At 64.2% G+C, this 19,601-nt stretch carries 20 protein-coding genes; 8 read left to right on the top strand and 12 right to left on the bottom strand.

The window, feature by feature from the left end; all coding sequences use genetic code 11:
* Positions 1 to 17: 17 nt before the first annotated feature.
* The 4 genes from ACEWQZ_RS12360 to pdhA form a co-directional block, all read right to left on the bottom strand.
* The gene (locus ACEWQZ_RS12360; RefSeq protein WP_476483402.1) at positions 18 to 470 is read right to left on the bottom strand and encodes an ATP-dependent zinc protease family protein; all 453 of its coding nucleotides are present in this window, start codon (positions 468 to 470) and stop codon (positions 18 to 20) included.
* Between the two features lie 122 nt (positions 471 to 592).
* Entirely contained in the window at positions 593 to 1,939 is a 1,347-nt protein-coding gene (locus tag ACEWQZ_RS12355; RefSeq protein WP_476483401.1) for a dihydrolipoamide acetyltransferase family protein, read from the bottom strand.
* A complete protein-coding gene (locus ACEWQZ_RS12350) occupies positions 1,936 to 2,916 on the bottom strand; it encodes an alpha-ketoacid dehydrogenase subunit beta (protein ID WP_476483400.1) in 981 nt (326 codons plus the stop codon). The genes ACEWQZ_RS12355 and ACEWQZ_RS12350 overlap by 4 nt, the downstream gene beginning before the upstream one ends.
* A complete protein-coding gene (gene pdhA, locus ACEWQZ_RS12345; protein WP_476483399.1) occupies positions 2,916 to 4,016 on the bottom strand; it encodes a pyruvate dehydrogenase (acetyl-transferring) E1 component subunit alpha in 1,101 nt (366 codons plus the stop codon). The genes ACEWQZ_RS12350 and pdhA overlap by 1 nt, the downstream gene beginning before the upstream one ends.
* Before the next feature lie 240 nt (positions 4,017 to 4,256).
* Between pdhA and ACEWQZ_RS12340 the strand changes: the two genes are divergently transcribed.
* The 3 genes from ACEWQZ_RS12340 (at position 4,257) to ACEWQZ_RS12330 (ending at position 8,435) form a co-directional block, all read left to right on the top strand.
* A complete protein-coding gene (locus tag ACEWQZ_RS12340) occupies positions 4,257 to 7,106 on the top strand; it encodes a penicillin acylase family protein (RefSeq protein ID WP_476483398.1) in 2,850 nt (949 codons plus the stop codon).
* A 119-nt stretch (positions 7,107 to 7,225) separates the two neighbouring features.
* The gene (locus ACEWQZ_RS12335; protein ID WP_476483397.1) at positions 7,226 to 7,681 is read left to right on the top strand and encodes a hypothetical protein; all 456 of its coding nucleotides are present in this window, start codon (positions 7,226 to 7,228) and stop codon (positions 7,679 to 7,681) included.
* 106 nt (positions 7,682 to 7,787) lie between these two features.
* Positions 7,788 to 8,435, top strand: a complete 648-nt coding sequence (locus tag ACEWQZ_RS12330; RefSeq protein ID WP_476483396.1) for a phasin family protein — start codon at positions 7,788 to 7,790, stop codon at positions 8,433 to 8,435.
* Positions 8,436 to 8,441: 6 nt separating this feature from the next.
* Here the strand turns inward: ACEWQZ_RS12330 and ACEWQZ_RS12325 are convergent, their stop codons facing one another.
* The gene (locus tag ACEWQZ_RS12325; protein WP_476483395.1) at positions 8,442 to 9,077 is read right to left on the bottom strand and encodes a TetR/AcrR family transcriptional regulator; all 636 of its coding nucleotides are present in this window, start codon (positions 9,075 to 9,077) and stop codon (positions 8,442 to 8,444) included.
* A 21-nt stretch (positions 9,078 to 9,098) separates the two neighbouring features.
* The gene (locus ACEWQZ_RS12320; RefSeq protein WP_476483394.1) at positions 9,099 to 9,356 is read right to left on the bottom strand and encodes an acyl-CoA-binding protein; all 258 of its coding nucleotides are present in this window, start codon (positions 9,354 to 9,356) and stop codon (positions 9,099 to 9,101) included.
* A gap of 265 nt (positions 9,357 to 9,621) precedes the next feature.
* Here ACEWQZ_RS12320 and ACEWQZ_RS12315 point away from each other — a divergent pair, with 265 nt between their 5' ends.
* Positions 9,622 to 10,116 (top strand): hypothetical protein, encoded by a 495-nt coding sequence (locus tag ACEWQZ_RS12315; RefSeq protein ID WP_476483393.1) that lies wholly within the window; start codon positions 9,622 to 9,624, stop codon positions 10,114 to 10,116.
* Positions 10,117 to 10,136: 20 nt separating this feature from the next.
* On the opposite strand, the gene ACEWQZ_RS12310 is transcribed toward ACEWQZ_RS12315, so the two are convergent.
* Genes ACEWQZ_RS12310 through ACEWQZ_RS12295 form a run of 4 tightly spaced genes read right to left on the bottom strand, consistent with a single transcriptional unit; the run spans position 10,137 to position 13,210 of the window.
* Positions 10,137 to 10,967, bottom strand: a complete 831-nt coding sequence (locus ACEWQZ_RS12310) for a polysaccharide deacetylase family protein (protein ID WP_476483392.1) — start codon at positions 10,965 to 10,967, stop codon at positions 10,137 to 10,139.
* A 33-nt stretch (positions 10,968 to 11,000) separates the two neighbouring features.
* Positions 11,001 to 11,888, bottom strand: a complete 888-nt coding sequence (locus tag ACEWQZ_RS12305; RefSeq protein ID WP_476483391.1) for a carbon-nitrogen hydrolase — start codon at positions 11,886 to 11,888, stop codon at positions 11,001 to 11,003.
* Positions 11,885 to 12,871 carry an agmatine deiminase family protein gene (locus tag ACEWQZ_RS12300; protein WP_476483390.1) on the bottom strand — a complete coding sequence of 329 codons (987 nt, stop codon included), beginning with the start codon at positions 12,869 to 12,871 and terminating at the stop codon, positions 11,885 to 11,887. The genes ACEWQZ_RS12305 and ACEWQZ_RS12300 overlap by 4 nt, the downstream gene beginning before the upstream one ends.
* 12 nt (positions 12,872 to 12,883) lie before the next feature.
* On the bottom strand, positions 12,884 to 13,210 hold the full coding sequence (locus ACEWQZ_RS12295) for a hypothetical protein (RefSeq protein ID WP_476483389.1): 327 nt from the start codon (positions 13,208 to 13,210) through the stop codon (positions 12,884 to 12,886).
* A gap of 123 nt (positions 13,211 to 13,333) precedes the next feature.
* Here ACEWQZ_RS12295 and ACEWQZ_RS12290 point away from each other — a divergent pair, with 123 nt between their 5' ends.
* Positions 13,334 to 14,002, top strand: a complete 669-nt coding sequence (locus ACEWQZ_RS12290; protein ID WP_476483388.1) for an SDR family oxidoreductase — start codon at positions 13,334 to 13,336, stop codon at positions 14,000 to 14,002.
* Between the two features lie 69 nt (positions 14,003 to 14,071).
* On the opposite strand, the gene rsgA is transcribed toward ACEWQZ_RS12290, so the two are convergent.
* Positions 14,072 to 14,944, bottom strand: coding sequence for a ribosome small subunit-dependent GTPase A (rsgA, locus tag ACEWQZ_RS12285; RefSeq protein WP_476483387.1), 873 nt, complete (start codon positions 14,942 to 14,944; stop codon positions 14,072 to 14,074).
* A 56-nt stretch (positions 14,945 to 15,000) separates the two neighbouring features.
* Between rsgA and orn the strand changes: the two genes are divergently transcribed.
* On the top strand, positions 15,001 to 15,555 hold the full coding sequence (gene orn, locus ACEWQZ_RS12280; protein WP_476483386.1) for an oligoribonuclease: 555 nt from the start codon (positions 15,001 to 15,003) through the stop codon (positions 15,553 to 15,555).
* A gap of 87 nt (positions 15,556 to 15,642) precedes the next feature.
* On the opposite strand, the gene ppsA is transcribed toward orn, so the two are convergent.
* Entirely contained in the window at positions 15,643 to 18,006 is a 2,364-nt protein-coding gene (ppsA, locus tag ACEWQZ_RS12275) for a phosphoenolpyruvate synthase (protein ID WP_476483385.1), read from the bottom strand.
* 56 nt (positions 18,007 to 18,062) lie between these two features.
* Here ppsA and ppsR point away from each other — a divergent pair, with 56 nt between their 5' ends.
* Together ppsR and ACEWQZ_RS12265 are read left to right on the top strand one after the other, a co-directional pair.
* Positions 18,063 to 18,887 (top strand): posphoenolpyruvate synthetase regulatory kinase/phosphorylase PpsR, encoded by an 825-nt coding sequence (gene ppsR, locus ACEWQZ_RS12270; protein ID WP_476483384.1) that lies wholly within the window; start codon positions 18,063 to 18,065, stop codon positions 18,885 to 18,887.
* 75 nt (positions 18,888 to 18,962) lie between these two features.
* Positions 18,963 to 19,466, top strand: coding sequence for a DUF1249 domain-containing protein (locus ACEWQZ_RS12265; protein ID WP_476483383.1), 504 nt, complete (start codon positions 18,963 to 18,965; stop codon positions 19,464 to 19,466).
* Positions 19,467 to 19,601: the final 135 nt, after the last annotated feature.

Genomic DNA, 19,601 nt, shown 5'->3' with positions numbered 1-19,601 from the left:
GATATGCAAAGTGAAACCTACAGGCGCGGCTTGCCCTGCAGGAACGTGCGGGCCGGGTAGACCAGCGCATGGTTTTCCATCGCGGTTCGCCCGAGCAGCATGCGATATTTCATTCTCTCACGGTTGGTCAGCGTGATGTCGACATCCCATCGCGAGTGACCAACAACCAAAGGCGTGCGGATGGTATAGCGCTTTTCGAACTCGCCGGAGGTGTTGCGAACCCGCCGCTGTGCCAGCAGCGGAACGTCACAATGCTGCCAGCGCCTCGGTCGAGGGTGCCCGATGGGCACCCTGAACGCCACTCGTTTCTGGCCGTCAACCTCGAACGGCTCGATATCGCAGGCGTGCAGGGCGCAGGATTTCGCGCCGGTGTCGACGCGCGCCCGGAGCTGGCGTATGCCCAGCTCGGGCAGGGCGACCCACTCACAGGCCCCGACGATCATGTTGGGAGCGGCGTGGCCTTTCATCATCTCTTGCGCCCTACACAAGACATGGAACCACGGAAGACACGGAATTCACGGAAGTTGAAAACGATCGAGTCGAGACATTCCGTGTATTCAGTGATTTCCGTGGTTGCATGCTTTTTTGGTTTCTACTCCGCCTTCGACAGGTCGGCGATCATGGCCTTGAGGAAGCGGGCCGCTTCGCCGCCGGTGCAGGCGCGATGGTCGAAGGTCAGCGACAGCGGGATCGTGCGGTGCACTTCCACCCCGCCGAGCACCGGCACCACCTCGTGGCGCAGCACGCCGGCGGCGACGATGGCCACGCAGGGCGGATTGATGATCGGCGTGGCGTAGCGCCCAGCGAAGACCCCGAAGTTGGACAGCATGATGGTGTAGTCCTTGAGATCCTCGGGCGGAATGCTGCGGTTGTTGACGTTGTCTTTCAGGCGATTGATCTCGCCGCGGATGTCCTCGCGAGAGCCATTGTGCACGCCCTTGACCCGCGCCACGAACAGGCCGTCGGCGGTGTCCACCGCCATGCCCACGTCCATGCCCTTGTGCAGCATGCGCATGTTCTGCTCATCGTCGTACCAGGCATTCAGGCCCGGCTCGGCTTTCGCTCCGGCCGCCAGCGCGCGCAACAGGCGGAAGGTGACGTCTTCGCCGGCGTGCCAGGCGTGGATGTCGGCGTCGTCCATCAGCGTGGTCGGCACTACGCGTTTGGCCGACTCGCTCATGGTGCGCGCCATCGTGCGGCGGGTGCCGCGCAGCGGTTCCCACTCGCCGCTGGCGACGGCCGCCGGCCGGCTGGCCGTTGCGCTCGCCGGGCTCGATGAGGCGGCCGGCTGCCCGCTTTCCGGGCGGGTAGGGAACGCCGGTCCCGAATCTGCGGCCGGCTGCGCCTGACGCGGCTGTGCCTGAGCGGTCCCTTCTTCGGCCGCCTTGCGCACGTCGGCGGCGGTAACCACGCCGTCGGCACCGCTGGGGCTGACCTGCGACAGGTCGACCTTGAGCTTGCGCGCCAGCGCGCGCACGGCCGGTGTGACCTTGACGCCGCCGATGGTGGAAGTGCGCTCGCGCAGCACTTCACCGCCGGCCTGCATCTTGCCGACGACCGTGCCGGAATCTTCGCGCTCCTCGTCTGCATCCGCCTCGTCGGCGGGTGCAGCAGGGGTCGCCTCGTCAGGGCTGGCCTGATCGGCGGCCGCCTCGGTGGCGGGCGGCTGGTCCGGGGTGGCTGCTTCTTCAGTGCCGGCCTGTCCCTCGACCTCGAATTCAGCCAGCGCCGCGCCGGTCTTGATGACATCGCCTGCCTGGCCGTAGAACTTGGTTACCCGGCCGTCGAACGGACTGGGCACTTCGACCACGGCCTTGGCGGTTTCCATCGAGACCATCGGCTGATCAACCTCGACTTCATCGCCTTCGGAAACCAGCCATTCGACGATTTCGGCGTCGGGCAGGCCTTCGCCCAGATCGGGTAGGTGGAAAACGCTCATGAGACCTCCAGGATTTCTTGGGCCGCGTCGACAATGCGCCGCACGCTGGGCATGTATTTCATTTCACTTCGGTACAGTGGCATGACCACGTCGTAGCCGCAAACGCGCTTGACCGGTGCCAGCAGGTGCCAGATGCCGGCATCGGCCAGGCCGGCGGCGATTTCGCTCGCCACGCCGCACTGCCTGGGCGCTTCCTGCACGATCACGCAGCGACCGGTACGCTCGACTGACTCGATGATGGTGTCCATGTCCAGCGGGCTGACGGTGGCCACGTCGATGACCTCGACGCTGACGCCCTGTTCCTCGAGCTGGTCGGCGGCCTCCATGGTCTCCTTGATCATTGCGCCCCAGGTCACCAGGGTGATGTCGTTGCCGTCGCGCAGCGTATAGCACACGTCCATCGGCAGCTCTTCGCCGTCGTCGATCACCTCTTCCTTCTGCCAGCGGTAGATGCGCTTGGGCTCCATGAAGATCACCGGATCGGGATCGCGGATGGCGGCCAGCATCAGGCCGTAGGCGCGTGAAGGCGATGACGGGATGACCACGCGTACGCCCGGCATGTGGGCAAACAGCGCCTCCGGGCTTTCGGAATGGTGTTCGGGTGCGTGAATGCCGCCGCCGGAAGGAAAGCGCAGCACCATCGGCGAGCTCATGCGCCCGCGCGTGCGATTGCGCAGGCGCGAGGCGTGGCACATGATGTGGTCGATCATGGGCATGGTGAAGCCGCAGAACTGAGCTTCGGCGACCGGTTTGATGCCCTGGGTCGACATGCCCACGCTCATGCCCGCGATCATGACCTCGGCCAGCGGCGTGTCAATCACGCGATCGTCGCCAAACTTGTCGTGCAGGCCGGCGGTGGCCCGGAAAACGCCGCCGTTGACGCCGACGTCCTCGCCGAACATCACCACGCTCGGGTCTTCTTCCATGGCCCGGGCGAGCGCCATGGTGACGCCTTCAATCAGGGTAATCTCTGCCATCAGTGCTGCCCTCCGTCTTCGGCGTAATTCTGGGCGTAGCTGCGCTGCTCGACCAGATCGTGCGGCAGCTCGGCGAACATGTAATCGAACATCGCGGTCACGGGCTGCGGGTCGTTCTCGATCGTGTCGAGATATTCATCGGCGGCCTGCTGAACCCACTGCTTGCACTCTTCGAGCAGCTCGTTTTCCTTTTCTTCATTCCAGACGTTCTGGTCGGTCAGGTAGGCGTTGAGCCGCTTGATGGGCTCGCGGTCCCAGGCCTCTTCCACTTCGTCTCCGGGGCGATAACGGCGAGCGTCATCGGCTGTGGTGTGATCGCTGAGGCGGTAGGTCACCATCTCGATCACGAACGAGCCCTTGCCCTGCCGGGCCGCGTTGGCCGCCTTTTCCATGGCCCACAGGCAGGCAATCAGATCATTGCCGTCCACCTGGATGCTGGGCAGGCCACCGGCGATGCCTTTCTGGGCCAGCGTCGCGGCGGTGTTCTGTTTCTCGCGTGGCACTGAAATTGCCCACTGATTGTTGACGATAACCAGTACCAGCGGCAGCTTCCAGGCGCTGCCGGCATTGATGGCCTCGAGGAAGTCGCCCTTGGAAGAGCCACCGTCGCCGACGACGGTGACGGCCACGCGCTCTTCCTTCTTGAGCCGGAAGGCCATGGCTGCACCGGCGGCATGCAGGCACTGGGTGGCAATCGGCACGCACCAGGCAAAGTCGTGCTTCGGTCCGCTGAAGTTGTTGCCGCGTTCGTCACCGCCCCAGTAGAGCAGTACCTCCGACATCTTCACGCCGCGGTAGAACTGGGCGCCATACTCGCGGTACATCGGCGCAAAGCAGTCCTCTTCCTTCATGGCGGCGCCAATGGCGACGTGCGCGGCCTCATGGCCGAGGCTGGAAGCATAGGTGCCGAGCTTGCCGGTACGCTGCAGCGCCACGGCCTTCTTGTCGAAGGTGCGCGTGAGCACCATCAGTTTGTACAATTCTGTCAGTCGGTCAAAGTCCCTGGCCAGCGCTGGCACCTGCTGGTCTTCGACCAGTTTGCCGTCGGGCTTGAGGAACTGGAAATAGTCCACCTTGAAGGCGGCGGCAGTATGCGCCATGTCGACTCCTCATCATTGTGATAGTCCGGGATTCGGACGGTCGATCGGTCGACCGACTCCGAAGCGGTGGCCATTATAAGCGTTTGCAGCGGCGGGGAGGAAACGGGCCGCTGACGCTTTCCAGACGCCACCGGCGGCTCGCGAGGGGCGGGGAATGTCGCGCAGATGCGCTCGCGGCGGGCGTTTTGCCGCCTGTGCCATAATCACGGGGCAGACAACATCAATTAGGGGCACACGACAATGAAGAAATCGATCCTGCTTTTCGCCGGCCTGCTGCTGGCTGGCAGTCTGTACGCACAAACAGCGCCGATGCCGGCCCTGTCGGCACCGGTCACGGTGCACACCGATGCCAACGGCATTCCCACGATCGTTGGTAACACCGAGCACGACGTCAATTACGTGCGCGGCTTCCTGCACGCCAAAGACCGCCTGTTTCACATGGACTATCTTCGCCGCGTGGCGTCGGGCACGCTCGCCGAGTTGCTTGGCGAAGGCGCGCTGAGCAGCGATATCGAGTTGCGCACCCTCGGGTTGCGCCGCGGTGCCCTGGCAACCTGGCGCCACATGAGCGCCGACGAGAAAGCCTGGGTCAAGGCCTACAGCGACGGCGTCAACGCCTTTCTTGCCGCTGCCGAGGAGCTGCCGCCGGAGTACGGCGCGCTGGAGCTCAGCCGGGTCGAGCGCTGGTCGCCGGTCGATTCGCTGATCATCGGCAAGCTGCTTGCGTTCCAGCTGTCTTTCGACTCCGGCGCTGCCGATCGCAGCATTCGCCTGGCCAAGTATCAGGCCGTGGGTGAAGCCGTCGGCTTCGACGGTCGGGCGTTGTACTCCCAAGACATTGCCCGCAGCGCACCGATGGACGACCGCATCAGTATTCCCGATTTTCTCGAAACCGCGGGCATCATTCCGGCGCCGGAGTCGTCTTCGGGATCGCGTCTGCAAGCGGTTCACGGCGAGTCCGACGCTGCCGGTTGGCAGAACCTGCCCGGCATCGACGGTGCTGTGGTCGACAGCCTGGGTCGATACATGGAGCGGGTGCGCAGCATTCCCCTGCTGGGGCCAACCATCGGCCGGGCGGAAGATCGTGCCGGCTCCAACTGGTGGGTGGTCTCCGGCGAGCACACCGACAGCGGTTATCCGATCATGGCCAACGACCCCCATCTTGCGCTCGACATGCCGGCGCTGATGATCAATGAAAACATCGTCATTCGCGATGAGCAGCGCGTGGTCAGCGGCGTCACGCCGCCGGGCACACCGCTGACCCTGCTGGGCTGCAACCTCAACATCTGCTGGGGCCTGACCAACCACAACATCGATGTCACCGATTACTTTCAGGAAGAGCTCCTGACCAACAGCTACGGCCTGCCCACGCATACCGTTCACGACTCCGGACCAGAGCCGGTGCTCTATGCCTTCCAGAGCTATTTCGTCAACAGCCTCGGCGACGGCGAGATGGACAACGTCAGCCCGGCCAACGTTGGCTACGACTCCGGTGGCGTCACCTTTCTGGTGCCACGCCGCAACAACGGGCCGATTGTCGACCAGCCCAGCGCCACGACCGCCATCTCCATCCAGTATGCGGGTTGGGGTCCGACCTACGAGCTGGCGGCCGTTCGCGGCTTCGAGCGGGCCGACAACATGGAGGAGTTTCGCGCGGTCATCGATAACTGGACCTTCGGCTCGCAGAACATCGCCTACGCCGACGTTGAAGGCAACATCGCCTACTTCACCACCGGCGCGGTGCCGCTGCGGCAAGACCTGCAAAACAACACCGTCGGCGGCGGCGTGCCGCCGTTTCTGATTCGAGATGGTTCTGGCGCGCTCGGTCACGATTGGCTGCCGGCCAACGAAGACGCCACCCGTGCGGCACCTTTCGCCTCGCTGCCCAAATCCGAGATGCCGCACGTCATCAACCCGGCGCGGGGCTACATTGCCAACGCCAACAACGACCCGGTGGGCACGACGCTGGATAACAATCCGCTCAACCAGCTGCGCCCGGGCGGCAACGGCATCTACTATCTCAATCCGTCCTACTCGGAGCTGCGCATGGCGCGCATCGAACGCGAGCTGCAGGACATGATTGCCGCCGGCCCGATCAGTGTCGCCGACATGAAGGCGCTTCAGGCCGACAACCGGCTGTTCGACGCCGAGCTGATCGTGCCCCATATCCTGCAGGCTTTCGAGAACGCGGCCGCTGAGGACGCCTGGCCCGGCCTGGGGCAGTTTGCGCTCGATCCCGGCATCCAGGAAGCCGTCGGCCGCCTGGCCGACTGGGACTTCTCGACGCCCACCGGGCTGGCTGCAGGCTACGATCCAGGCAGCCCGGCCGGCGCTGGCGCACCCTCGCAGGCGCAGGTTGACAACAGCGTGGCGGCCACCCTTTACTCGGTCTGGCGCGGTCAGGTCATCGGCAACACCATCGACGCGACCCTCGAGGGGCTGCAGCTTGGTGATGCGCTGCCCGGCTCGAGCGACGCGCTGCGGGCCTTCCACCACCAGTTGGCCAGCTTCGAGCAAAACAACGGCGTTGGCGCGTCGGGCATTCCGTTCTTCAACGTCGAAGAAGCACCCGACATGGCCAGCGCGCGCGATACCGTGCTGCTGGCCAGCCTGGCGCAGACTCTGGAGCTGCTGGCCAGCGACGAGTTCGCGCCGGCCTTCGGCAACTCGACCGATCAGAGCGACTACCGCTGGGGCAAGCTGCATCGCATCGTCTTCAGTCACCCGCTCGGCAGCGACCCGTTCAATGTACCCAACGGCGGTGGGCTGAGTGATCTCGGGCCCGGTCTGCCGGGCGTGGCGCGCGCCGGTGGCTACCAGACGGTGGATGCCTCGTCGCACAGTGCCCGTGCCAGCAAGCTCGATGACTTCATGTTCAGCGCCGGCGCGGCCCGCCGCACGGTCGCCGAGATGACGCCGGGTACACCCAACGTTGCCGAGGTGCTGCCGGGTGGGCGCAGTGGCGTGTTCGTCAGCCCCTTCTATACCAACCAGCTCAGGCTGTGGCTGGTCAACGACTACTTGCCGCTGAGCTTTGGCGAAAGCGGTGGGCAGGCCACGGCCGATCACACCATCACGTTCACGCCCTGAGGCGCTGGGCTGCAGCCATGCTCAAAGCGCCCGCCGTCGAGCGGGCGCTTTCATGTCGGCTTGAAACTGTCTTTGGTGGCGGCCATCTGTCTGTATTCAGACGCCCGTCGGGGATATTGATGATCAACCTGCTAGAACGTTTCGCGCTGGCTCACACCCAGGTGACCCGGCTCAATGCCGATCTGAGCGAGATCGTGCCTCGCGATCAAGCTTTCAGTGCCAAGGTGGAGCTCAAGCTCACGCCACTGGAAATGCACTATGAAGGTGAGCTGCCGCAGTATCAGGTCACCGCGCGCATGGTCTGCCGCGGCGCGCGCGAGGACAACCCGGAACAGCCCCTGTTTACCGTCGAGTTGGTGCTGCAGGCGGTCTATAGCCAGTTCCAGGGCGATCCGGTGGGTTTCGAGACCTTCAAGGACAATCACAGCAGCCTGACCCGTCAGCTCTATCCGTTGATTCATCATCAGCTCCAGCCGGTGTTCAAGCAGTTCGGCCTCGACCAGGTCAAGCTGCCTTATGACCTCGCCGGAAACGCTCCGGATCAGGGCGTGGCCGGGCAGCGTCAGGTGCATTGAAGCGCCGGCTCGATCACGCGACCAAATAGTGTGCACGCTCTAGAAATCGGCTTTATCGTATGGGGTGTATTCACCCTTGAGTAAACGCACAGGGACTCGAGCCGAAATGAGCAGGAAGGCAGCCACGAAAAAGGTCAGCAAGAAAGCGACCACCCGCAAGACCGCCGCGAGCAAGAAGACCGCGAGCAAGAAGGCCGCAAGCAAGAAGGCCGCAAGCAAGAAGGCAACCCACAAGCCCGCCGCATCCCGGGCGCAGGACTATGCCGGCGAAATCTGGCTGGCAGGGCTGGGGGCGTTCTCGCTGGCGCGCAAAGAAGGCGGCAGGCTGTACGCACAGGGCCGCAGAACCGTTGGCGAAACTTCCGAGAAGGTGCTCGGGGAGGGCAATGAGTGGTTCGAGCGCCTGGTCAAGGAGGGCAGCAAGCTCGAAGACAAGGGCCGCAAGGCGGTGGACGATACCGTTGACGGCGTGCGCGAACAAGTCGACAGTCGCGTCGACAAGGTGCGCGAGTCGGCCCAGAGCGGCTGGAACCGGCTCGAGCGGGTGTTTGAACAGCGCGTCGCCCGTGCCTTGTCGCGGCTGGGCGTGCCGACATCCGATGAGGTGCGGCAGCTGAGTGAACGCGTGGCCGAGCTCAGCAATGAGGTGCGCGCGCTTTCCGATCAGCAGAAGACCGGCGGAACCGGCCAGGAAAGTCGTGCCGGGAAAGCGGCCGCCAGGCCGGCCGGGAGCAAGGGTGACAGCGAAGTCTGACCGCTTTCACTTTTCGGGGCCGGGGTAATAGGCCTGCGCCAGCTGGCTGAGCTCCGTGCGCGCCGTTCCCGGCAGGTGCGGGCGGATCAGGCTCATGACCTGCCATGCCGCGCGGTCGGGGCGGGGGTCGGCGTCTCGTTCGGCCACCAGGTCGAAGTTCAGCCAGAAGGTCGACACCAGCACAATGTTGCGCACCAGAGCCTCGAGTTCGTCAGGAGCGGCCTCGAGCTGACCCTGGTCTGCCAGCCCTTCGCACAGGTGACGCATGGTCTGCATCGACAGGTTGATGATCCCCTGAAAACGCCGGTGCAGCTCGCTGAAACGCTCGCACAGGTCGGTCAGGTCGCGATAGATAAAACGATACTCGCCGCTGGCCTCGAATATCAGGTGGAGGTGCAGCCAGACGTCCTCGATATGGGTGCTGCCCGGCTGTGGCGCGGCCAGAAGATCGAGCATGCGTTGCTCGAACGCGCTGAAAAGGGCTTCGACCAGGTCGCGCTTGGTGCGGAAATGATAATGCAGGTTGCCCGGGCTGATTCCCAGCTTATCGGCGATGCGGCCGGTGGGGGTGTGTGGCTCGCCATCCCGATTGAACAGCAGCAAGGCGGTTTCGAGGATGCGCTTGCGGGTGTTGGTGGCCATTGAAGTGCCCGCAGCCGGGCTTCACCTGAGCAAGGATTCGACCAGCTTGACATACCTTTGTCTGGCTTCGCCCGGATCCATGCCCTGGAGCTTTTCCCAGGCCTCGTACTTGGCGACCCCGATGAAGTCATGAAAGGCAGGCTTTTCACCGGCAACGTCGCCTTTCAGCCCCTGTTTGTAAAGCGCGTAAAGCTTCAGCAAGGTGCGGTTGTCCGGACGCGTGTCGAGCTCATGAACTTCCGCGGCCGCCTTTTCGAAGCGTGTATCCAGGTCGCTCATGACCGGTTGATCCCTTGTTTTGAATGCGTCGTCAACATCTTTCTAGCATGCGGCTCGAATGGGGTCAACGAGCGGCCATGATCGTTGGCGCAAAGCGCTGGAGTTCGAGTCTGCAAGCCGGTATCTTTGTGGCCGGGAACGCCCCGGACCCGGAGTGTCGGCAGGCTGTCATTCCGTGTCGATCCGGTCAGGGCAGGGACGCATGGCCCCGGCGTTCGCCCGGCCGCGATACCCAATGGCAGACACACGCAGCAGGAATACAGGCATGCAGATCAAGGATTATTTTCGCGCGGTCGAAGTCAGCGCGGGTGACTTCATGGCCGGGGAGATCTTTCGGCGCAAGCTCGGGCACGAGCTGCCGGACCTCGGCCGGCACCTGATCGGTCTCTACCGCGCTGGCCCGTTCCACTTCGTGCCTCTGGGCTACCTGCAGATCGGTCGGCACGAGAGCGTGGCGCTGGTTGGCGGCGGCTGCACCGATGGCCGCGGCTTTGCCGACGTTGATACGGATCACGCCGCCGCGATTCGTGCCGCCGGCGGCGTGCTGTATTTACTGCTGCGCCACGCCTTCACGCAGATGGCCGACGACTATGAAGCCTTTTTTGGCTACTGCGGTGACAAGCGCGCCGAAGAAGTGGATCTGCAGGCCGGCTTCGAGTACACCCGTTACCAGTACCTTCTGGCGCATTTCCACCGCCCGGCAAGTGAGGCTCGCAAAGCGGCGCTGATAGATCAGGTCCATGCGCTCGGACCGTTCTGAGCGGTCCTTGTGGCGAGCTGTCAATCGCGAGCTGCATCCTCGAGCAGGCGGCGCAGTTCCTCGGGGCTGTGCCAGTCACTGGCGCATACATACCGCGGCAGGCGCCAGCGATCGCTGTTGGCGGTGACCGGCTCGGGGCGGCAGCTCAGGGCGGCTTCAAGCCCCAGGCGCTGGCCGTGCTCGGGCAGATACTGGCCGGCGAGATATTCACTGAAGTTGCCGTAAGGGTAGGCCAGAAACCGTGGTCGTCTGCCCGCCCGCTGTTCGATGTAGTCGCTGGCCCGGTCGATCTCGGCACGACACTCTCCGGCCGTGTCGATCAGGCGAAAATCGCCGCGGCGGTTGTCGCGCTGTGCCGTCTTTTCCAGGGAATCATGATTGTGGTCCCAGCTGTGGTTTTCGATTGACATCAGGCCGCTGCGGTTGGCTTGCTGCCACCAGTCGTCAGGCCACACGTCAAGGTTCATGGTCACCTTCTCGTCGAGTTCGGCCCGCGCCTGGGGGGAGGCAATGACAAAGCTGCTGGCGTGTACCCGATGGCGCCGGGAGGTGGTCGGGTCCCGGGCAAAGCGGCGCAGGCGATTGAAGATGCTGACCTGGCGGCCGCAGCTGGGGTGGTCGAAATCATGAAAATCCATGATCGAGCCGTCGTCGAGGGTCAGGACAACGCATTTTTCGGGCAAGCGGCCCGACTGCAGGCCCGCCAGGGCTTCTGCCAGCGGCCGGATGGTCCAGCCCAGACGCTCGATCAGGGCGAGGTCTTCGCTGAAGGCGATCAGGTCGTTGCCCTGATAGCTTTGATCGAGTACCCGGATGGAATGCCAGGTGAGAATGACGAATTGCGCGCTCATGGGCGAAGGGTGGGCATTGGCGAGCGGCTGTGATCAGCCGCGCCAGCGCTTGAGCAGGTCGCCGTAGGCGTCGATGCGCCGGTCTCTCAAAAAGGGCCAGATGCGGCGGACCTGTTCACTTCGAGCCCGATCGATGCGGGCAAACAGCACTTCGGCTTCGCTGCCCGCTTCGGCCAGGATTTCGCCCTGCGGACCGGCGACCAGGCTATGGCCCCAGAACTCGGCTTCGAGCGTGCCGCCGGAGCGGTCGGGTTCGAAGCCGACGCGATTGGCGGCCATCACGGGAATGCCGTTGGCAACGGCGTGCCCGCGCTGGACGGTGCGCCAGGCATCGAGCTGGCGCTGCTGCTCGTCTTCGTCGTCGAGCGGATCAAACCCGATGGCAGTGGGGTAGAGCAAGACTTCGGCGCCGGCCAGGGCCATCAGCCGGGCCGCCTCGGGGTACCACTGATCCCAGCAGATCAGCAGCCCCAGCCGACCAACCGAGGTGTCAATGGGCTCGAAACCTTCATCGCCAGGGGTGAAATAGAACTTCTCGTTGTAACCGGGATCGTCGGGAATATGCATTTTCCGGTAGAGCCCGGCGAGGCTGCCGTCGCGTTCAAAGACCAGCGCGGTGTTGTGGGCCAGCCCGGGCGCACGATGTTCGAAGATCGAGCCGACGACCACGGTGTCATTTTCAGCCGCGGCCCGGGCCAGCATGCGCGCCGTGGGGCCGTCCAGCGGCTCGGCCAGGTCAAACAGCCCGGGGTCCTGGTACTTGCAGAAGTACTCGCTGGCGTGGAGCTCGGGAAGCAGTACCAGCTCGGCGCCCAGGCCGGCCGCCTGGGCAATGCCCTCGGCACCGGCCCGGCGGTTTTCTTCGCTATCGGGGCCCATGGCATGTTGCACCAGGGCAATATCGAGACAGCGCGCGCTCATCCCAGCGTTGCCGGAATCTGCATGCCGGCGCAGTGCGGCCCGCCTGCCTGGGTGATCATGGCGGCGGCCGGCACAGAAACAACCTGCCGCTCGGGCAGCAGCCGGGTCAGGATCGACCGGGCGCGGTCGTCGTGCCGGCTGCCGAAGGCGGGCACCAGGCAGCCGCCGTTGACGAACAGGAAGTTGGCATAGCTGCGGGGGTGTTCTCCGGCAAGGTCGTCGGGTCGGGGCAGGGCGATCAGGCGGTAGGGCTGCTCCTCGCGGGTGCGCAGGCGCTCGAGTTGCTGGCGCAGCTGGCGGGTGGCCGCGTCACTCGCCTGCGTCTGAAAGACGATGGTGTCGTGATCGACAAAGCGCGCCAGGGTATCGATATGGCCATCGGTGTCGTCGCCGGGCATGGGTTCGAAGTCGATGCCCAGGACCTTGTCGACGTTGAGCAGCTGATGCAGCTCGAAATCGAGCTCGCGCGCGCTCAGCTGCGGATGGCGCGCGCGCAGACAGTGCCAGTTGACCAGCAGACGGCCGCGACCGTCGCTGTCGATGGCGCCGCCCTCGAGCGTCAGCAGGTGCTGCCGGAACTCGAGGTTCTCGAACAGATCAAGGCGTGCAAGCCGGGTGTTGACGCGGTTGTCGAGGGCGGCGGGGTGTTTTCCGCCCCAGCCGTCAAAATGAAAATCCAGCGCCAGGCGATAGCCGGAAAAGACCAGGGTGACGGGGCCATAATCCCGACACCAAGTGTCGTTGTAGCGCATGGGAACGCGGTTCAGATCTTCACGTTCCGGCCACTGCGTCGGCGGCGCCTCGTCTTCGGGCACCAGCAGCACGACCGGCTGGAACGCCAGAATGGCGTCGATCAGCTGGTGATATTCATCGCGAATGGCATCGAGCTGATCGTGCCAGTCGGAGTGGGCGGCCGGCCAGGCGAGCAGGGTGGCGCTCTGGCGTTCCCACTCGGCCGGCAGGCGGTAATCGGTGTGCGACATGAAGTGGCTGCTTCAGGGCTCCTGTTGCCCTTCGACCTCGCGCATCACTGCTTCATGGTGGAGCACGCTCTCGATCACCAGCTGATGCTCGAAGTAGACGTTGAAGTCGTCGTAGAGCCAGCGCGTGATCGGTGGCTCGCCCACCGGCCCCTGCTTGTCATTGGGCACACCGTAGCGCGATTCGACCTGCGCCTGGGTGATGCCGTTGCGGGGCAGGTCACGAAGCATGCTCTCTTCGACTTTCTCGATCAGCAGGATGTCGCCCGCCAGGGCGATGTTGGTCAGTATCAAGCTCAAAGCCGTCCCCCAAACCAGCTTGGCCAGTGTTTGGTGCATCATGGCAATTCCTCTGGTGTGCCCTCGGCTCGCTTCGACCCCGGGCTGGAAAACAGCCGACGTGAATCAAAGCATCCAATAAAAATAGTAGCATAAGCGACAGACCCAAAGAGGATTCGAGACATCATGAAAACTGCCGTCATTACCGGGGCCAACCGGGGTATCGGGCTGGAGCTGGTGCGCCAGCTGGGTAAGCGCAGCTACCGCATCATTGCCGTGTGCCGCAAGGCCTCGCCGGAACTCAAGGCCTTGAACGTGCAGGTCGAGGAAGGTGTCGATGTCACCGATCGCGCCAGCCTGGAGAACCTGGCCGACGAGCTGCGCGGTCGGCGCATCGATCTGCTGGTCAATAATGCCGGTGTGCTGATCCCCTCAGATCTGGCAACCATCGAAGACGAGCTCGACGACTGGCGCGCCCAGTACGAGATCAATTCGCTCGCGCCGCTACGGGTCACCAATGCCTTGCGCAACCACCTGATCAACGGCGGCAAGGTGGTCATCATCACCTCCCGGGTCGGCTCGATTGGCGACAACAGCTCCGGTGGGGCGTATGCCTATCGCATGTCGAAGGCGGCGGTGAACATGGCCGGCATGTCGCTGGCCCACGAGCTGAAGGACCGCGACATCGCCGTAGGTCTGCTGCACCCGGGCTTTGTGCGTACCGGCATGACAGGCGGCAAGGGAGAGGTCAGCCCGGAGGAGGCTGCGGCCGGCCTGGTCGAGCGGATTGACGAGCTGAGCATTGAAACGACCGGCAGCTTCCGCCACGCCAACGGCGAGGAGCTGCCCTGGTAGACCTGCGCCGGGGCAGCGGTTATCGCAGCCGGTCAGCGGTCCAGCGCGCTGCCCCCGGGCCGCTCAACATCAGCGAAAACGCGCCTGTTCTGCCAGCAGGCGCAGCCAGGCCTGGTGACGGAAAGCGGGTAGATTGCCGGATGCAACGGCCCGGGTAACGCCGCAGCCGGGTTCACTGTGGTGCAGGCAGTCACGGAACCGGCAGCTGACCGCGTAGTCGTTGAACTCGGGAAAGCCGCGCTGGAGCGTGTTGGCGTCCATCTGCCACAGGCCGTATTCCCAGACGCCGGGCGTGTCGACCAGCCAGGCGGTCTGGCCGTGACGATGGGCGGTGGCAGTGGTGGTGGTGTGCGTGCCCTTGCCCGTTACTCGTGAAAGGGCTCCGGTCTGCGTCTGCAGGTCGGGAATCAGCGCATTGAGCAGGGACGACTTGCCAACGCCGGACTGGCCGGCAAACAGGGTAACGCCGGCGTCTACCCGGGTGGCCAGCGTGGCCACATCGGGCTTGGGGCCGCAGCATGTCTCGACAATTTCGAATCCCAGCTCCGCGAGCGCTTCCAGGTCGGTGAAGGGTTGTTGTCGGGGCCGGGGCAGGTCGGTCTTGTTGACCACGATCAGCGGCTCCACGGCGCAAATCAGACAGGCGCTGAGATAGCGGTGGAGCAGGTCACGGCTGGGCGCGGGCTCGGCGGCAATCACGATGGCAGCGCGATCCAGGTTGGCCGCGATCGGCCTGAATCGACCGCGATCATCGCCGCGGCCGAACAGCGTGCCGCGCGGGAGAATGCCGGTCAGCGTGCCGGCCGAGTCGATGTGGATCCGGTCGCCGGGCAAGGGGCGTTCGATGCGGCGCGGAAAATGGATGCGGCGCGCTGCGCCGTCGACTTCGGCGACGCCGTGATTGCCGTGGGCCTGCAGCAGGCGAACGGGAGCGGCGGTCATTGCCGGATGGTGGGCTGGTATAGTGCGGGGCTGATTTTGCGACCCTGCACTGAGGCATGAACGAGAATCATCTGATCTGGATTGATCTGGAAATGACCGGGCTTGACCCGACCACCGACAGCATCATAGAAATTGCCACTCTGGTGACCGATGCCGACCTCGCCGAGGTGGCCGTAGGCCCGGAGCTGGCGATCGCCACCTCCCGCGAGGTGCTCGACGGCATGGATGAGTGGAATACCCGCACCCATACCGAATCGGGTCTGGTGCGACGCTGCCTCGAATCCCGGATCGACCTGGCCGAGGCCGAAAGGCAGACCATCGCCTTTCTGGAGCGACACGTGCCGGCCGGCAGCTCGCCGATGTGCGGCAACTCCATCTGCCAGGATCGCCGCTTCATGGCTCGCTTGATGCCGAAGCTCGAAGCGTATTTCCACTACCGCAATCTCGATGTCTCCACGCTCAAGGAACTGGCTCGCCGCTGGGCACCCGGTGTGGCTGACGGTTTCACCAAGGAGTCCAGCCACCAGGCGCTCGAGGATATCAGGGACTCCATCGACGAGCTTCGCCATTACCGGCGTTTCATGGGGAAGCTGAGCGGGCTGCCGGGCTAGCTCGCAGGCTGGTTCGGCCGTTTCGGGGCCGTGTCGGGCGGCTTTGCCGCCTGACACACCGCGCCGATGCCGAACCAGCCAACCAACCTACCCCTTGCTCTCGGCCAGCTTGCGCCAGGTATCGACCACCGTGTCCGGGTTGAGCGACATGCTCTCGATGCCCTGATCCATCAACCACTGCGCCAGATCCGGATAGTCCGACGGGCCCTGACCGCAGATACCGATATATTTGCCGGCGGCACGGCAGCGTTCGATGGCCATCGACAACATGGCCTTGACTGCCGGGTCGCGCTCGTCGAAGCGGTGGGCGATCAGGCCGGAGTCGCGGTCGAGCCCGAGGGTGAGCTGGGTCATGTCGTTCGATCCGATCGAGAATCCGTCGAAGTGCTCCAGGAAGGCATCGGCACTTACAGCGTTTGAAGGAAGCTCGCACATCATGATGATCTTCAAGCCGTTTTCGCCGCGCTTGAGGCCGAACTTTTCCATTACCGCAACCACGTCGCGCCCCTCGTCGACGGTACGCACGAAGGGCACCATGGCCCAGATGTGGTCGAGCCCCATCTCCTCGCGGACCTTTTTCAGCGCGCGGCATTCGAGCTCGAAGGCGGGCTGGAAGTTTTCGTCGACATAGCGCGACGCGCCGCGCCAGCCGATCATCGGGTTTTCCTCGTCGGGCTCGTAGCGCTCGCCGCCGATCAGGTTGGCGTATTCGTTGGACTTGAAGTCCGACATGCGCACGATCACGGAGTTGGGGGCAAACGGCGCGGCAATGGTGGCGATGCCTTCGGCCAGCTTGTCGACGTAGAAGCTGACCGGGTCGTCGTAGCCGGCGCTGCGCCGGTCGATTTCGTCTCTGACCTCCCGGCTCTGACCTTCGTAGTCGAGCAGGGCCAGCGGATGGATGCCGATCATGCGGTTGATGATGAACTCGAGCCGGGCCAGGCCGATGCCGTGGTTGGGAATCATGGCAAAATCGAAGGCGCGGTCGGGGTTGGCCACGTTCATCATGACCTTCAGCGGCGCTTCGGGCATGTCGTCGAGCGAATCCTCGCTGATGCTGAACTCCAGCAGGCCCTGATAGATCCGCCCGGTGTCGCCCTCGCTGCAGACAACGGTCACGTCGGCTTCGTGGGCGATACGGTCAGTGGCGTCGCCGCAGCCGACCACCGCCGGAATGCCGAGTTCGCGGGCGATGATTGCCGCGTGGCAGGTACGCCCCCCGCGATTGGTGACGATGGCGGCTGCCCGCTTCATCACCGGCTCCCAGTCGGGGTCGGTCATGTCGGTAATGAGAACGTCGCCGGCTTCCACTTCGTGAATCTGGTCGAGTGAGCGGATCACCCGCGCCTTGCCCTGGCCGATGCGCTGGCCGATGGCGCGGCCCTCGGCCATGACGCTGCCGGTGGATTCGAGCCGGAAACGCTCCATGGTTTGCTCGCTGCGGCTTTTGACCGTCTCTGGCCGGGCCTGGAGAATGAACAGCTCACCGGTTTCTCCGTCCTTGCCCCACTCGACGTCCATCGGGCGATCGTAATGGTCTTCGATGGTCAGCGCCATGTTGGCCAGCGCGGTCGCTTCGGCGTCGCTGATGGAAAAGCGCTGGCGTTCGGCCTCCGGCGTGTCCTCGGTTCGTACGCCGCCGCCTTCGCGGTTGTCGTAGACCATGCGGCTTGCCTTGGTGCCCAGGGTGCGACGCAGCACCGCCGGTTTGCCGGCGCGCAGGTTGGGCTTGAACAGGTAGAACTCGTCGGGGTTGACGGCGCCCTGAACCACCGACTCGCCCAGGCCGTAGCTGGAGGTGACGAACACCGCGTCGCGATAGCCGGATTCGGTATCGAGCGTGAACAGCACGCCGGCTGCGCCCGACCCGGCGCGCACCATCAGCTGGATGCCGGCGGACAGGGCGACATCGGCATGGGCAAAGCCCTGGTGCACGCGATAGGCAATCGCGCGGTCGTTGTACAGGCTGGCGAATACCGCGTGTACCTTTTCCAGCACCGCGTCAATGCCGCACACGTTGAGGAAGCTCTCCTGCTGGCCGGCAAAGGAGGCTTCCGGCAGGTCTTCGGCGGTGGCCGAGGAGCGCACCGCAACCGCCAGCTCGCGGCCGTAGCGCTCCTGCATCTTCGTATAAGCGTCGCGAATGGCCTGCTCGAGCTCGTCGGGCAGCGGCGTGTCCATGATCCATTGCCGGATCGTGCTGCCGGTTTTCGCCAGGGCGCGGGTATCATCGGCGTCGAGCTCGTCGAGCGCGGTGCCGATGCGCTTCGCCAGGCCCGAGCGTTCGAGAAAATCGACAAAAGCCTCGGCGGTGGTCGCAAAGCCCCCGGGCACATTGACCCCGAGATCCTTGAGGTGGGTGATCATTTCACCCAGCGAGGCGTTCTTGCCACCGACCTTTTCCAAGTCGCCCATACCAAGCTCGTCGAGCCAAAGGATATACTCGGACACGTTAGTTTCCACAACAGCGGTTTGAGTCAGGCCGCCATTGTAACCGGCACGAGACCATGCATCGAACCATCTTTTTTGTTTCCGACGGCACCGCGATCACCGCAGAAACCTTCGGGCATACGCTGACCACGCAGTTTGCCAACGTCGATTTCAGGCAAGTGCGCCTGCCCTTCGTCGACACGCCGAGCAAGGCGCGCGACACCGTTTCGTTGATCGATCGGGCCACCGAGGCAAATGGGGGGGAGCAGCCGCTGGTGTTTTCCACCATTGTCGATTCCGATATCCGCGCGATCCTGGAAGAAGCGAACTGCCAGCTGTTCGACCTGTTCGGCACCTTCGTGCCGCAAATCGAGCAGGCCCTGGGGGTGCCGCGGTCACCGCGAGTGGGTCAGGCGCACGGCATGGGCGACAGCCAGGGCTATGAAGACCGCATGGAGGCGACCAACTACGCGCTCAATCACGACGACGGTATTTCTACGCGGCTCGATGCCGCCGAAGTCATCCTCGTGGGCGTGTCGCGCTCGGGCAAGACACCGACCTGTCTCTACATGGCCCTGCATTTCGGGGTCAAGGCGGCCAACTACCCCCTGACAGAAGAAGATCTCGAACAGCCGCGCCTGCCCGAATTTCTGCGCAAGCACAAGCAAAGGCGCAAGCTCTACGGTCTGAGTATCGATCCCGAGCGACTGTCGCAGATCCGCGAGGCCCGGCGCCCGGGCAGCCGCTACGCGTCACTCAGGCAGTGCCGTTACGAAGTGGAAGCCGCAGAGGCACTGCTGCGCGCCGAGGGCGTGCCGATGCTTTCGTCCACGCAGACATCGGTGGAGGAGCTGGCCAGCCGCATTCTTCTCGAGCTCGGCCTCAACAGGGAAATACGCTGATCGATCAAGGGTCTGCGGCAGGCTTCCGGCCCTGGGGGCTGGCAGAAGGGTGCCAGTATGATACCCTTGCCCGCTATGCTGACCACCTCCCTTCAAGTTCAGCCGTCGAGCCGAATCCTGGCGCGACGGCTCCCAGAGCTGCACAGTGCCATTTATCGGGCGCTGAATGTGCTGCTGCCCGATGCGCTCGCCGAGACGGACCATCTGGTGTCCCAGCTGGGGGATGGACCCGAGCTCTATCTGGAGATCATCGATCGTCACCCCTATACCACGTTTGTGCGCCTGTCCTACATCATCGGCGCCGAGCGCTCGCTCAACCCCAATGCGCATGTGCGTATCTACCACGATGCCGCCATGGCCGAAGCCACCGCGTTCAGCCCGCAGCAGGGCATACAGCGCTTTGCCGGCCCCGAGCTGGCAATCAACAGCCTGGTTGCGCGCAGCTGGCGTCTCAACCGGGCGCTGATCAAGTGGCTCGACTATCTCATCGATCAGGGCCACGGTGCCGATACCATGAAGCCGGTAGCGGCGTCGGCGGCGAGTTCGCTGCCGCACAGCGCGGCGGCATCCGACGCCTGATGAGCCGAAAACAATAGAACGAAACCCGCGATTGGTTTAGAATACCGGGCCGGAAGTCGGGCCCGTCGCCCGATGCTCGTACAAGCGGGCCATGCCGTGCGCGGCTCGGCCCGCTTTGTGTACCCGGAGGGTTCA

The sequence above is a fragment of the Wenzhouxiangella sp. YN1 genome (genome assembly GCF_056324145.1).
Note: the sequence above shows the minus strand (reverse complement) of the source record. Positions and strands in the feature narration are given on the sequence as shown.